Source organism: Rhizobium tumorigenes, assembly GCF_003240565.2.
GTDB classification, from domain to species: domain Bacteria; phylum Pseudomonadota; class Alphaproteobacteria; order Rhizobiales; family Rhizobiaceae; genus Rhizobium; species Rhizobium tumorigenes.
Map to the genome: position 1 here is coordinate 326,544 of NZ_CP117255.1, position 13,290 is coordinate 339,833.

Consider the following 13,290-nt stretch of genomic DNA (forward strand, 5'->3'; position numbering starts at 1 on the left):
ATTTGCTGCGTTGCAAATTAAAAATGTGACCGTGCAAGCTTAAAGCATCGCGTCCTTCAATGCCTTGTTCTCTGCCTTGATGCGGACGGTCAGCATCGCCGCGTTGAGCAGCGAGAAAACGAGCGCAAACAATGGCAGTCCGAACGCCAGCGGCATGGCTGCGATCTCGCCAACGACGATTACATAGTTCGGATGGCTGAGGAAGCGGTAGGGTCCCGTGACGATCCTGGGGGTATCCGGCAGGACGATGATCCGCGTCGTCCACCGCCCGCCGAGTGTGGCAAGAATCCAGACGCGCAGCAGCTGCAGAACCGCGAAAATGGCAAGCCAGAACAAGTCGATGGGCTGGTTCCAGCCGAAGATCCACAGACCGACCAACCAGGCCGCGTGCATGACGACCATATAGGGATAGTGCTCCGCCCCGATCTCGCGTCCGCCTTGGGCCATCAGCGCCTTGGTGTTCCGCTTGGCATGCACCAGTTCGGCCAGGCGCTGCAGGGTGACGAAGGTCAGGAGTGCAATTGCCGGCAACATCAGGCGACCCTCTTCAGCGTGACGCAGCTGGCCGTGAAGCCTGGCCCCATGGCGACCATCGCTGAGCGCTCGGGCAGGCCTGCGGCAATAGCCCTTTCGAGCACGAAAAGTACGGTCGGCGACGACATGTTTCCATATTCGGCGATGACGGCGCGCTCATGGTCGAGTGATCCCGGTTCCAGCCCGAAGGTCGCTTCCAGCGCGACCAGGACCTTTGCCCCGCCGGGATGGCAGATGAACCGGTCGATATCGGAAAGTGCCAGTCCCGAACGCGCCAGGATCGAGGCGATTGCCGGGCCCACCTCTGCCTCTGCGAACGGCGGCAGGGATTGTTCGAGGATGATACCGAAGCCGGCGTCATCGATCTGCCAGCCCATGATGCCGAGGGTGTCTGGAAACAGGTGCTCGCCCGTCGTTTCCACCTCTGCCAGCCCGCCGGGCCCTGCGCGCAGGATGCAGGCAGCGGCACCATCGCCGAACAAAGCGGTGGCGATGATATTGGGCTTGGTCGGGGCATCCAGCCGGAACGACAGCGAACAGAGTTCGATGGCAACGAACAGCACGGTCGCTCCTGGCCTGCCGCGGGCCATGCGCGTGGCGATGGCAAAGCCGGAGACCCCGGCAGCACAACCCAGCCCGAAAACGGGAACTCGCTCGATATCGGCGCGGAAACCCATCTGGACGGCCAGCCGCGCCTCGAGGCTCGGAGTCGCAAAGCCGGTGGACGATACGGTGACGATGCAGTCGATATCGGCCGCCGTCAGACCCGCATGATCGAGCGCCCTGGTGGTGGCCTCAACGAACAGTGTGCTGGCGACCTCGGCATAGGCGGCGAGACGGTCTTTCCAGGCATGCGGTTCGGAGAACCATGACAAAGGTCTCGCCGAATGCCGTTTGGTAATCCCGGCATTGTCGAAGACGCGCGAGAGTGGCTTAAATTCGCGGTAGCGATCCGAAAACAGGCGGGCGGCCATCTCCTTGGCTTCCGACTGCAGGATGATGTGCTCGGGCGTGGCGACGGCCAGTCCGACGAGCTTAACTTGGTCTGTCAAAAACTGTCTCCTTTGGCGCTGTTCGCGCGCTACTGCCGAGAACACCTGGTAAGCTCGAATATTCGATGTGGGGCGATCACTTGGTCGTGAAAGCAGGCAAACGAGTGATGGATGAAAATAGTTGCTCGGCCACCGAATAATCCACCTCGCTCGGGTGTTCTCCTGCCGCAACGTTCCATTCAGCCAAGGAGACCTTCCCATGACGAACACTGCAATTCGCTTCGCCACCATTGCTCTCGGTGCCTGCCTGACCCTCGGTACCCTGACAGTGCCTGTCTTTGCCGCCGGCGATAGCGAGAGCGCGCCGCCGACCTGCAAGAAAGGCGAGGTCTACGACAAGAAGGAAAAGAAGTGCATCAAGCAGTCCGGTGCCAATATCAGCGATGAAGATCGCGCCGACTATGCCTATGCGCTGGCCAAGGAAGGTCGTTACGAGGAAGCGCTGGCCATGCTGGATACCGTGAAGGACCAGAAAAACGCCGAGGTGCTGAACTATCGCGGCTATGCGACCCGCAAGCTCGGCCGCACCGACGAGGGCATTTCCTATTATCTGCAGTCGGTCAAGCTCGATCCGAAATACGCCAAGGTCCGCGAATATCTGGGCGAGGCCTACGTCATCAAGGGGCAGGTCGATCTCGCCAAGGATCAGCTGGCCACCATCCAGTCGATCTGCGGCACCGGCTGCGAAGAGTATCAGGACCTCCATGAGGCCATCGAGCATCCGGCCAAGATCTGATCTCCCCCTCCCGGCATCGCCAGGCCGGTCACGATCAACGGCGTCTGTGAAAGGGCATCCGCTTGTCAGTCGCTCCTTTAACATTTCCGCCCTATGGTCGGGTAACGGTTCCGGCCTATAGTCGGACAACAGCGCAGTCGCCGGCCAAACCGGCGGCTCGCAGCATAACCTTGCCTGCGGAGGATGCCATAGCCAGCGAAGACGACATCAGAGCCGGCCTCTCACAGCATCTGAAGCGCCTCTGGCGCTATGCCATCGTGCTCTCCAGGCAGCGCGATGTCGCCGACGATCTCGTCCAGGCAACGTGCGTGCGCGCCCTGGAGCGGGCCGGGCAATACGATCCCGGTACAAGGCTGGATCGCTGGCTGTTCGCGATCCTGCATTCGATCTGGCTGAACGAGGTGCGTTCGCGGCGGGTGCGGATGGGCCAGGGCTTCGTCGAGGCTGACGAAATCCTGGTGTTCGACGGCGCCGCGCAGACGGAAACGCATCTCATGGCCGTACAGGTCATGCGCAAGGTTCAGGACCTGCCGGAGGCCCAGCGGACTGCTGTCTTTCTGGCCTATGTGGAAGGCCTTTCCTACCGCGAGGTGGCCACTGTCCTCGACGTACCCATTGGCACGGTGATGAGCCGGCTGGCAGCCGCAAGGGCGAAACTGGCGGAGAACATGGCGCCATCGGACGGCGAGAGACGATCGAACGAGGAACGGCGATGAGCACCCGCGACAGAAATCATGGTCTCTCCGACGAATTGCTGACTGCCTTCATCGATGGTGAACTCGGCGCCGACGAGGTTGCAAGGGTGGAGGCGCTGATTGGCGCCGATCCTTCGGTTGCCGAGCGCTTCGACCAGCTCAGCCGCGCCGATCTTCCCTACGCAGCTGCCTTCGAGCCGCTTCTGGAAGCAGCGCCGGGCGACCGGCTGGAGGCTATGCTTGCATCCATTCCACCGGTAAAAGCCAGTCATAGCTTTTCCACAGGTCTAGGCCGGCGCGGTTTCTTCGCCGCTGCCGCCTGCCTCATTGCCGGTATTGCCATCGACCGCGCCGTGATCGGCGTCGATCGTCGCTTGAGACAGCCGGGTGAGGGCGCCGAATGGCGCGCTGTCGTCGCCGACTATGTCGCGCTCTACAGCCCGGATACGCTGAGTGCGCCCGCCGGCGACAGGGCGGAGCAACTGGCGGAACTCGACCGGGTCGGATCGAAGATAGGCCTTTCCCTCAGCCCCGAGGCCATCGCTCTGCCCGGTGCCGATTTCAGGCGCGCGCTAGTGCTTCAATACGACGGCGAACCGCTGGCGCAGATCGCCTACCTCGACCCGGAGGACGGCCCGATGGCGCTGTGTATCGTCAAATCCGCAGCCGCTGCCGCAGGGCCCGAAACGGAGCGCCGTCACGGCATGAATGTCGTTTACTGGTCTGCCAGAGGGCACGCCTTCATGCTGATAGGCCACGCTGCACCCGACCGTATGAAGACCGCGGCCGAGCAGGTGCGGGCCAGACTTTCCGCATGAGACGGTAGCATGTTGGCTCAACCGGCACTGTATTCAAAAAGAATTTGGCGAAAGCCGCGCATGCTGGTATCCTTGCACCAACGAAAATCAAATGAGTGCCAGCTGCATGCCGTTACGGCCTTGCGCGGTGCGATGGAAGACACACGTGGAAGACCCCGACAGCGGCTCAAAGCCGCAAACAGGCGGGGCGTCGGTAGCAGAGCGTGGGAAAAAACCTTCCCGGCGCGCGAGGCGAAAGCGTGGCGGACCTCCGCGCGAAATAGCCTCCCCTGCTGAACCAGGCCCGATCAGCGCCGCTGATCCCGCCGTGCGCCCCAAGGATAACAAAAGTACCCAGCCGCATGGAAAGCGGAAGCGTCGTCGTCGTGCCAATGGCGGCGAGCGCGCGACCGTCGCGGTGGCTGATGGGTCGATCCAGCTCGTGCCCGTCGTTCAGGCACATGCCGAACGGCCATCGCTGGCCCAGGCTCCCAAAAACGGCGCAAATCGACGCAAGCATCGTGGCAAGCGCGGTCTTCAGGGGCGTCCCCTCGCGCAGGAAAAGCCGGCGCATGTGGTCCCCCCAGCCCACGGCGCCCCAAATGCCCGCAATGCGGCGCAACACCATGTGCATGGCCGGCATCAGCCGCAGACCCACGCCGATCCGAAGCCCGCCGCCGACAGCATCGATCATCATCACCAGCAACCGGTCGATCTCTATGCGGCGCTGGATCTCGGCACCAACAATTGCCGGCTGCTGATCGCCCAGCCGACGCGTCCCGGGCAGTTCCGCGTCATCGATGCATTCTCGCGCATCGTCAGGCTCGGCGAGGGCCTCGGTGCCAGCGGGCGGCTTTCGACAGATGCCATGGACCGCGCCGTGGAAGCGCTGCGCATCTGTGCCGCGAAATTGAAGGCGCGCGATATCCGCCGGATGCGCCTGATCGCCACCGAAGCCTGCCGCGCCGCCGAAAATGGCGAGCTGTTCCTCGCGCGCGTTCTCGAGGAAACGGGCCTCGAACTCGAGATCATCGACCGGGAGACCGAAGCACGTCTTGCCGTCTCCGGCTGCTCCTCGCTGGTCGGTCCGGAAGCGCGCTCCGTGGTGCTGTTCGACATCGGCGGTGGCTCGTCCGAGATTGCCGTCATTCGCATCGACGATCACCGCTCCAGCCGCCTTGCCAACCACATCACCCACTGGACATCGCTGCCGGTCGGCGTCGTCACCCTGTCCGAGCGTCACGGGGGCCGCGATGTCAGCCCTGTCGTCTTCGAGGCGATGATCAACGAGGTCGAGGGTATGCTCGACAAGTTCGATTGCCCGCCGTCGCCGCTTGCCATGCGCGACAGCAAGGATTTCCACCTGATCGGCACCTCCGGAACGGTGACGACGCTTGCCGGCGTCCATCTCGATCTGCCACGCTACGACCGCCGCAAGGTGGACGGCGTCTGGCTGTCCGACGACGAGGTGACGGCAATGCAGGCAAAGCTGCTTTCCTGGGATTTCGCAGGTCGCGCTGCCAATCCCTGCATCGGGCCCGATCGCGCCGATCTGGTTCTGGCCGGCTGCGCCATTCTCGAGGCGATTCGCCGCCGTTGGCCGAGCCCGCGCATGCGCGTCGCCGATCGTGGATTGCGTGAAGGCCTGCTCACCGACATGATGGCAGATGACGGGGTCTGGCGGCGCGGTCGCTCGCGCCGCGGCTATCGTCCGAACAATTGAAGGGGTCGTATTGATGACCAAACCACCCGTAGGTGCCAACCGCACCGGCCGCAAGCTCGGCCAGCGCGTCACCAAGAAGAAGATGAAAGCCTCGTCGCGCCAGTGGCTGCATCGTCATATCAACGATCCCTACGTGCAGCGTGCGCAGCTCGAGGGCTATCGCGCCCGTGCCGCCTTCAAGCTGCTGGAGATCGACGAGAAGCATCACATTCTCAAGGGTGCCCAGCGCATCATCGACCTCGGTGCGGCCCCCGGCAGCTGGTCGCAGATTGCTGCCAAGGTGACCGGCTCGACCGACGAGGACATCCGCGTCGCCGCAATCGACTTCCTCGAGATGACGCAGCTGCCGGGCGTCAAGATCCTGCAGCTCGACTTCCTCGACGAACACGCACCGCGCCTCCTGATCGAGGCCGTCGGTGGGCAGCCGGATATCGTTCTCTCCGACATGGCCGCCCCGACCACCGGCCATCATCGCACCGACCATCTACGCACCATGCATCTCTGCGAAGTCGCTGCCTATTTCGCCATCGAGGTGCTGGCTGAAGGTGGCCATTTCCTGGCAAAGACCTTCCAGGGCGGTGCCGAACGTGACCTGCTGACACTGCTCAAGCAGAATTTCAAGCAGGTCGTACACGTCAAGCCGGCGTCGTCGAGGCAGGAATCTGTCGAGATGTTCCTGCTTGCCAAGGGCTTCAAAGGTCGCAAGGCGGATATCGAAGAAGAGGCGAGTTAAGCCTAGTTTCCAAATTATTCAAAGCATGGCTATGAATAGCCAGTCTCTCTGGCTAATCTTTGCGGATGCTGCTTTACGTCACCATCGGAACCAACGATATCCATCGCGCCGGCGATTTCTACGATGCCGTTCTGGCGGGCCTCGGCTACAGGCGCCAGCGGGATTCGGAGGAAGAGATCGGCTATGCTGCCGATGGCGACAGCCGTTGTCGCCTGTGGGTGGTGATGCCCTTTAACCGGCGCGCGGCCAGCATCGGCAATGGCTCGATGGTGGCGCTGGATGCGGAAAGCCGCGCCGCCGTAGATGCCTTCCATGCGCAGGCGCTGGCCCATGGCGGCAGCGACGAGGGTGCCCCCGGCCTGCGCTCCTATCACGCCAACTTCTACGCCGCCTACGTCCGCGATCCCGATGGCAACAAGCTCAGCGCAGTCTGCGAGCAACCGTCCTGATCGAGGGCTGACGCGTCACTCTGCGGCGGGCGTCTGCGGCACGGCCAGAACCTCTGCCTTGCTGGGTACTGCCGCGTGGCCAGAGAGCAGGGCACCGGCGTTGCGGTCGAGCCGCAGGAACGGCAGCGTCGCGATAACGGTGAGCACCGAGAGCGTGAAGAAAGCGATATGGAAATCGGCGACCTGCAGGCCGGTGCCGCTGAAGAAGGTCGTCGTTTCCAGGATCGCGGCGGCCACGGCAACGCCGAGCGCCAGACTGACCTGCTGCATTACCGAGCTCATCGACGTCGCCTGGCTTGCCTCCCGGTCATCGACATCGGCAAAGGCCAGCGCATTGATCCCCGTAAAGAAGAACGACCGCGAAAAGCCGCCGAGAAGCAGCACGCCGATGATCACGAGGTGAGACGTCGTTGGCTCGAAGAAGCCGATGGCAACCGTGGTCATGGTCGTAACGCCGGCGGCCGTCAGCAATGCGGTCCGGAAGCCGAAGGCGGCAAAGACGCGCTTGGCGATGAACTTGGTGCTGATCGCCCCGATTGCGCCGGCAAAGGTGATCAGCCCCGATTGGAACGGGTTCAGCCCGAATCCCAGTTGCAGCATCAGCGGCAGCAGGAACGGCATGGCGCCGATGCAGATGCGAAAGAGAATGCCGCCCGTGACCGACGCGCGGAAGGTCGGCTTCCGCAGCAGTTTCAGGTTGAGGATCGGCGACGGATGATTGCGGGCGTGGCCGACATAGAGAAATCCGCAGACAAAGCCGATGACCACTGCCGAGATGCCGACATAGGAGGGCAGGGCCGGCAGGCTGATGACGGACATGCCAAAAACGATGCCGGCAGCAGCAAATGAGGTCAGCAGGAAGCCGGTGATATCCAGCTTCGGCGGCGCTATGGCCTCGACTTCCGGCAGGAATATGGTCGCGAGGATAACGCCGACGATCCCGACCGGCACATTGATCAGGAAGATCCAGTGCCAGGAGAAATAGGTGGTGATGAAGCCACCGAGCGGCGGGCCGGCCAGCGGTCCCACAAGCGCCGGTATGCTGAGCAGCGCCATCGCCGAGACCAGATCGCTGCGCTTGGTGGTGCGCACCAGAACCAGTCGTCCGATCGGCGTCATCATTGAGCCGCCGACGCCCTGCAGGAAGCGCGAGCCGACGAACTCCAGCAGGCTGCCCGATGCGGCGCAAAAGATCGATCCGACGACGAAGACGCAGATGGCAATGCGGAAAATCCGCTTGGCGCCGAAACGGTCTGCCATCCAGCCGCTGATCGGAATGAACACCGCGAGCGCCACCATGTAGGAGGTCAGTGCAAGCTTCAGCGTGATCGGCCCGACATGCAGATCCGCTGCAATCGCCGGCAGCGCTGTGGCGATCACCGTCGAGTCCATCTGTTCCATGAAAAGTGCGATAGCGAGGATGAGCGGGACGATGCGATTCATAGGCTGGTGCCTTGCATGGGATGCCGTCGTGGAGATGCCGCCTCGGCGGTAGCCGCTCTCTATTCCTCCGGACTTGCTCTGCCAATCCCCTAATAAGCCTGCTGTCGCCATCCGGTTCACGTCTTCGTGAAATCGCTTGCTAACCCCGCTGCTTGTCTAGTTTTGACATGTGCCATCAGCATGAAAATGCTAATCGCACCGAGCCGCGCGAGTATGCATTCGACCTTTGGTCGGAAACTTCGCGCGCATTGTTGGCGGCATTGCCGCACTGTAGGAGCAAGACTGTATGACTGTTTTATCGTTGCCGGAAATCAACCAGTTCAAACTGGGTGCGCTGAAATTCACGGTCATCAAGGACGGCGTCAGCATTCTGGATAGACCCTGGGAAACTTTCGGCGTCAATCAGAGGCCCGAGACGGTGCAGGCACTACTGGCAGACAACTTTCTGCCGACCGACCGCTTCGTCAACAGCTATTCGCCGGTCATCATCGACAGCGGCACGGACGTGATCCTGGTCGATACCGGCTTTGGCGCGGCGATGCGCGAAAAGGGCGGCGGTCGCCTGGCGGCTGGCATGAAGGCGGCCGGCTATGCGCCCGAGAGCATCACCCGCGTCCTGCTCACCCACCTGCACGGTGACCACATCGCAGGCTTGATGGAAGACGGAAAGCCGGCCTTCGCCAATGCCAGCTACACAGCCGGTCGCATCGAATATGACTTCTGGACCGATGAGGCCCGGCAGGGAACTCCCGCTGAAGGCAACCAGAAAAGCGTGCTCGCCAACGTCGTGCCGCTGGCGGAGAAGATCACCTTCGTCAACGACGGCGATACCGTTGTACCGGGCATGACCGCCATGCTGGCACCCGGCCATACGCCCGGCCACATGGTCTTCCACGTCGAGTCCGAGGGCGAGCAGATCGTGCTGACGGCCGATACCGCCAACCACTACGTCCTGTCGCTGCAGCAGCCGGACTGGGAGGTTCGTTTCGATCTGGACAAGGTGCAGGCCGCCCAGACCCGCCGGCGTATCTTCGACCTGATCGCCAAGGACCGGATCCCGTTTCTCGGTTACCACATGCCGTTCCCTGCGGTCGGTTTCGTCGAGAAAATCGATACCGGCTTCCGCTTCGTGCCGAAAAGCTATCAATTCGACTTCTGACGGCTGCGGATAGGGCACGGCCCCAATACTCGCAAACGCGCTCTCCAGAAAACTCCGACCGGTGCCCATCGGCTCCGGTCGTTGCGGCCTCTCGCCGTCTCTTGCATAGCTGCGTTGCAACCGCGCGACTGCGTTTTGCTATTTCCATCGGTCCGCGGACGTGGTACCAGCCCTCGCCAACTTCTTAATCAATTCTTGCATCACCGCCGGGGCGGATAATCATTCCGGGGGTGCTCCGCATTTTCTTAAAGACGAGGAATTGGCATGGCCCGCATCATTGAAACAGCAACTGGGCTCGAAGCCCTGACCTTTGACGACGTGCTTCTGCAGCCCGGACATTCCGAAGTGATGCCCGGCGAGACCAATGTTTCGACCCGCATCGCCCAGGATATCGAACTGAACCTGCCGATCATCTCGGCGGCGATGGACACCGTCACAGAGGGTCGCCTAGCCATCGCCATGGCACAGGCCGGCGGCATCGGCGTCATCCACCGGAACCTGACCCCCGTCGCCCAGGCCGAGCAGGTCCGCCAGGTGAAGAAGTTCGAAAGCGGCATGGTCGTCAATCCGGTGACCATCGGCCCCGATGCCACGCTCGCCGATGCGCTTGGCCTGATGAAGCACTACCACATTTCCGGGATCCCGGTCGTCGAGAGCCCCGGCAGCGATACCCAGAAGCCGGGCCGCCTGGTCGGCATCCTCACTAACCGCGACGTCCGCTTCGCCTCCGATCCGAACCAGAAAATATATGAGCTGATGACCCGTGAAAACCTCATCACGGTCAAGGAGAACGTCGATCAGCAGGAGGCCAAGCGTCTTCTCCACTCGCACCGCATCGAAAAGCTGCTGGTGGTGGATGCCGAAGGCCGCTGCGTCGGTCTGATTACCGTCAAGGACATCGAGAAGTCGCAGCTCAACCCGAATGCCTCCAAGGACAGCCAGGGCCGCCTGCGCGCCGCGGCTGCCATCAACGTCGGCGACGACGGTTTCGAGCGTGCCGAACGCCTGATCGAGGCCGGCGTCGACCTGCTCGTCGTCGATACCGCCCATGGCCATTCGCAGCGCGTCCTCGATGCCGTCACCCGCGTCAAGCGGCTGTCAAACTCGGTTCGCGTCATGGCCGGCAACGTCGCCACCTATGACGGTACGCGTGCCCTGATCGATGCCGGCGCCGACGCCGTCAAGGTCGGGATTGGCCCGGGCTCGATCTGCACCACCCGCATCGTCGCCGGCGTCGGCGTGCCACAGCTGGCCGCCATCATGTCGGCAGTCGAGGCAGCACAGGCACAGAACATCCCGATCATCGCCGACGGCGGCATCAAGTTCTCTGGCGACCTTGCCAAGGCCATCGCCTCCGGTGCGTCAGCCGTGATGATCGGCTCGCTGCTGGCCGGCACGGACGAAAGCCCCGGCGAGGTCTATCTTTACCAGGGTCGCTCCTTCAAGGCCTATCGCGGCATGGGCTCCGTCGGCGCCATGGCGCGTGGCTCGGCAGACCGCTACTTCCAGGCGGAGGTTCGCGACACCCTGAAGCTGGTGCCCGAGGGCATCGAGGGCCAGGTGCCCTACAAGGGGCCGGTCTCGGGCGTCCTTCACCAGCTCGGCGGCGGCCTGAAGGCGGCCATGGGCTACGTCGGCGGCAAGGACATCGCGGATTTCCAGCAGAAGGCGACCTTCGTGCGCATCTCCGGCGCTGGCCTGCGCGAAAGCCACACCCACGACGTGACGATCACCCGCGAAAGCCCAAACTATCCTGGCGGCGGTCTCTGATTGATGCAGCCGGACGGCGGGCCTCTGAAACGGTGGATCTCGGGCCTGGCGGCGCTTTGCATGGCGCTGGCAGCCTGGATCTATATGGTTTTCGTGCTGCCATTCCGGGCTGCTGCTGCGGGTCGCAATCCGTTGTCGCTCCGCGTACAGGGCTATGAGAGTGGCGACGTCCTCGACATGCTGCAATTTCTCCGCAGCCATCCCGATGCGGCGGCCATCCAGCATGGACTGGATACAGGGCCGGCACTTGTCTTTGCCGTGGCGTCAACCGCTCTGCTTTTCCTGCTGCTGAAGCTGGTGAAACCGGGCGGCATCTTTTTCGGCAGGCCGATCCCACCGGCCGGCGTCACATTGCTGTTCTCCCTGCCCATCCTCTACGGGCTGGTCGCCTGCGGCGAGACGATCCTCGCAATACTGGTCTTCCCGCCAGCTCTGCCTTCGGAGCAATCACTGGCATTTGCCGCCGTTGTCATGCCTGTGCTCGGGCGACTCAAATTCCTGACGCTGGTGGTGGCCATCATCCTGCTCATTCGCTTTGCCGTCCTCAGTCGCCAGCCCGAACTGGATTGATAGGCCAGCTGCTGGGCTCGCGCCTTTACCGGTGGGGCCCGCGACCACCGCGTGACAAACTGCAGTGCACGCTTTGGCAGCGTCCAATCTGTCACGAGGTATCCGCCTGGAGATCTTCGGATACCCGCTGCAGGCGCTGGCAGGCGCCCGTTTTTTCGACTAGAGCAGCATCATGTTCCCGCAGTCCCTGGAGTTGCTGCATGACCGGCTACGAAATGTTTTGGCCCTTGGTTGCACAGACCGTTCTGGTGTTTATCCTCTACGGCCTGCTGAGCCTGCGCCGCTCTGCTGCCATGAAGAGCGGCAGGGCTAAGATGGAGCAATTCCGAGAAAATCGCGACGAGCCGGCCGAAAGCCTGGTGGTGCGCAATGCCATCGCCAACCAGTTCGAATTGCCGGTACTGTTCTACGTCGTCTCCGTCGTCCTGTTCATGACCCAAGCCGACAATCTTCCGGCAGTCGCCCTTGCCTGGTTTTTCGTGGCAATGCGCTATGGCCACGCCTATGTGCATGTCACCAGCAACAACCTGCGTTATCGCGGCCCCCTGTTTGCCTTGAGCTTCCTGGCGCTCGTCGGCCTCTGGGTGTGGCTGGCAGTCTGGCTCGCCTTTTCCTGATCAGCCTGCCACCGGCGCTGGGCTTGCCGCAATGACGGCGTCTGCCAGCGCCTGCATGTCGATGTCGCTCTGGTTGTTGCGCCGCCACGCCAGCCCGATCTCGCGTGACGGCTGAGGCTCCGCGAACGGGACGATACGGATACTGGTGCGGCCGGTCTCGGTGGCCACGGCCATTTCGGGGATCAGCGTCATTCCCATGTCGTGCGACACCATCTGCAGCAGCGTCGTCATCGACGTCGCCCCGAAATTGACAAGGCTGCGCTTGCCGGCGCCACAGACGGAGAGCGCCTGGTCTCGAAGACAATGGCCCTCTTCCAGCAGCAGCAGGCGGTCGACATCCACTTCGTTTTCGGTGAGCGGCGACATCAGCACATCATCGCCGTTCTCGGCCATCGCCATGAAGAACCGGTCGGTGAAAAGCGACCGGGTGCGAATGCCTTCGCCCTCGAGCGGCAGCGCCGCAATGACTGCATCCAGCCTCCCTTCGCCGAGATCCGCCAGCAGCCGGCTGGTCACCGCCTCCTTCAGTTCGATCTCGACGTTCGGATAGGCCCGGCGCAGGTAGGGCACGAACTGCGGCACCAGGTAAGGCGCGACGGTCGGGATGATGCCGATGCGGATCAGCCCGTCGAGCACGCCGCCCTCCCGCCGGACCGACCGCTCCAGCCGGTCGACCTCATGCAATATGGTGTGGACATGGGCCAGCACCTCCTCGCCCTTGCGGGTCAGGATAGTGCCGCCACGCGTGCGTTCCACCAGCTTGGCGCCGAGATAATTCTCCATCTCCATGATCTGCGCGGAGAGTGCCGGCTGGCTGATGTGGACGAGATCGGCGGCCCGGCCGAAATGTCGGGTGGTGGCAAGGGCTTCGAAATAGCGCATCTGGCGCAGCGTCAGCATGATAGGATTTCCTGATCGAAAATAACATTTAATAAGATTGGAAATTATCGAAAGTCAATGGGACAACGGGCGACCGAACCTGCAGGAGGGTTCGAAACGCATCTGAGCCAGG

At 62.6% G+C, this 13,290-nt stretch carries 14 protein-coding genes; 10 read left to right on the plus strand and 4 right to left on the minus strand.

The window, feature by feature from the left end:
• Positions 1-39: 39 nt before the first annotated feature.
• The gene (locus PR017_RS01610) at positions 40-537 is read right to left on the minus strand and encodes an isoprenylcysteine carboxyl methyltransferase family protein (RefSeq protein ID WP_111217495.1); all 498 of its coding nucleotides are present in this window, start codon (positions 535-537) and stop codon (positions 40-42) included.
• Complete coding sequence (locus PR017_RS01615) at positions 534-1,631, minus strand: type III polyketide synthase (protein ID WP_275113009.1); 1,098 nt, start codon at positions 1,629-1,631, stop codon at positions 534-536. The genes PR017_RS01610 and PR017_RS01615 overlap by 4 nt, the downstream gene beginning before the upstream one ends.
• Before the next feature lie 154 nt (positions 1,632-1,785).
• Between PR017_RS01615 and PR017_RS01620 the strand changes: the two genes are divergently transcribed.
• From PR017_RS01620 to PR017_RS01645, 6 genes are all read left to right on the plus strand, one after another.
• Positions 1,786-2,322, plus strand: coding sequence for a tetratricopeptide repeat protein (locus PR017_RS01620; protein WP_111217499.1), 537 nt, complete (start codon positions 1,786-1,788; stop codon positions 2,320-2,322).
• A 62-nt stretch (positions 2,323-2,384) separates the two neighbouring features.
• Positions 2,385-3,038, plus strand: a complete 654-nt coding sequence (locus PR017_RS01625; RefSeq protein ID WP_111217501.1) for an RNA polymerase sigma factor — start codon at positions 2,385-2,387, stop codon at positions 3,036-3,038.
• Complete coding sequence (locus tag PR017_RS01630; protein WP_111217503.1) at positions 3,035-3,835, plus strand: anti-sigma factor family protein; 801 nt, start codon at positions 3,035-3,037, stop codon at positions 3,833-3,835. Before PR017_RS01625 ends, PR017_RS01630 begins: the two co-directional genes overlap by 4 nt.
• A 145-nt stretch (positions 3,836-3,980) precedes the next feature.
• Complete coding sequence (locus PR017_RS01635; RefSeq protein ID WP_111217505.1) at positions 3,981-5,537, plus strand: Ppx/GppA phosphatase family protein; 1,557 nt, start codon at positions 3,981-3,983, stop codon at positions 5,535-5,537.
• A gap of 13 nt (positions 5,538-5,550) precedes the next feature.
• Positions 5,551-6,270 (plus strand): RlmE family RNA methyltransferase, encoded by a 720-nt coding sequence (locus tag PR017_RS01640; RefSeq protein ID WP_111217507.1) that lies wholly within the window; start codon positions 5,551-5,553, stop codon positions 6,268-6,270.
• Between the two features lie 65 nt (positions 6,271-6,335).
• On the plus strand, positions 6,336-6,719 hold the full coding sequence (locus PR017_RS01645) for a VOC family protein (RefSeq protein ID WP_111217509.1): 384 nt from the start codon (positions 6,336-6,338) through the stop codon (positions 6,717-6,719).
• 15 nt (positions 6,720-6,734) lie between these two features.
• Here PR017_RS01645 and PR017_RS01650 read toward each other — a convergent pair whose 3' ends face one another.
• Entirely contained in the window at positions 6,735-8,162 is a 1,428-nt protein-coding gene (locus tag PR017_RS01650; protein ID WP_111217511.1) for a DHA2 family efflux MFS transporter permease subunit, read from the minus strand.
• Positions 8,163-8,448: 286 nt separating this feature from the next.
• On the opposite strand from PR017_RS01650, the gene PR017_RS01655 reads away from it, so the two are divergent.
• The 4 genes from PR017_RS01655 (at position 8,449) to PR017_RS01670 (ending at position 12,278) form a co-directional block, all read left to right on the plus strand.
• Positions 8,449-9,321 carry an MBL fold metallo-hydrolase gene (locus PR017_RS01655; protein WP_111217513.1) on the plus strand — a complete coding sequence of 291 codons (873 nt, stop codon included), beginning with the start codon at positions 8,449-8,451 and terminating at the stop codon, positions 9,319-9,321.
• Positions 9,322-9,585: 264 nt separating this feature from the next.
• Positions 9,586-11,091 carry an IMP dehydrogenase gene (guaB, locus tag PR017_RS01660; protein WP_111217515.1) on the plus strand — a complete coding sequence of 502 codons (1,506 nt, stop codon included), beginning with the start codon at positions 9,586-9,588 and terminating at the stop codon, positions 11,089-11,091.
• Between the two features lie 60 nt (positions 11,092-11,151).
• The gene (locus PR017_RS01665) at positions 11,152-11,661 is read left to right on the plus strand and encodes a hypothetical protein (RefSeq protein ID WP_240538885.1); all 510 of its coding nucleotides are present in this window, start codon (positions 11,152-11,154) and stop codon (positions 11,659-11,661) included.
• A 200-nt stretch (positions 11,662-11,861) separates the two neighbouring features.
• Entirely contained in the window at positions 11,862-12,278 is a 417-nt protein-coding gene (locus PR017_RS01670) for an MAPEG family protein (RefSeq protein ID WP_111217517.1), read from the plus strand.
• Here PR017_RS01670 and PR017_RS01675 read toward each other — a convergent pair whose 3' ends face one another.
• A complete protein-coding gene (locus PR017_RS01675; protein ID WP_111217519.1) occupies positions 12,279-13,178 on the minus strand; it encodes a hydrogen peroxide-inducible genes activator in 900 nt (299 codons plus the stop codon). It abuts the gene before it with no gap.
• Positions 13,179-13,290: the final 112 nt, after the last annotated feature.

What these genes read in the sequence shown, in the direction of transcription:
- PR017_RS01620 (WP_111217499.1), top strand. Translation starts at nt 1,786, where the DNA reads ATGACGAACACTGCAATTCGCTTCGCCACCATTGCTCTCGGTGCCTGC.
- PR017_RS01630 (WP_111217503.1), top strand. Translation starts at nt 3,035, where the DNA reads ATGAGCACCCGCGACAGAAATCATGGTCTCTCCGACGAATTGCTGACT.
- PR017_RS01640 (WP_111217507.1), top strand. Translation starts at nt 5,551, where the DNA reads ATGACCAAACCACCCGTAGGTGCCAACCGCACCGGCCGCAAGCTCGGC.
- PR017_RS01645 (WP_111217509.1), top strand. Translation starts at nt 6,336, where the DNA reads ATGCTGCTTTACGTCACCATCGGAACCAACGATATCCATCGCGCCGGC.
- PR017_RS01650 (WP_111217511.1), bottom strand. Translation starts at nt 8,162, where the DNA reads ATGAATCGCATCGTCCCGCTCATCCTCGCTATCGCACTTTTCATGGAA.
- PR017_RS01655 (WP_111217513.1), top strand. Translation starts at nt 8,449, where the DNA reads ATGACTGTTTTATCGTTGCCGGAAATCAACCAGTTCAAACTGGGTGCG.
- guaB (WP_111217515.1), top strand. Translation starts at nt 9,586, where the DNA reads ATGGCCCGCATCATTGAAACAGCAACTGGGCTCGAAGCCCTGACCTTT.
- PR017_RS01665 (WP_240538885.1), top strand. Translation starts at nt 11,152, where the DNA reads ATGGCGCTGGCAGCCTGGATCTATATGGTTTTCGTGCTGCCATTCCGG.
- PR017_RS01670 (WP_111217517.1), top strand. Translation starts at nt 11,862, where the DNA reads ATGACCGGCTACGAAATGTTTTGGCCCTTGGTTGCACAGACCGTTCTG.
- PR017_RS01675 (WP_111217519.1), bottom strand. Translation starts at nt 13,178, where the DNA reads ATGCTGACGCTGCGCCAGATGCGCTATTTCGAAGCCCTTGCCACCACC.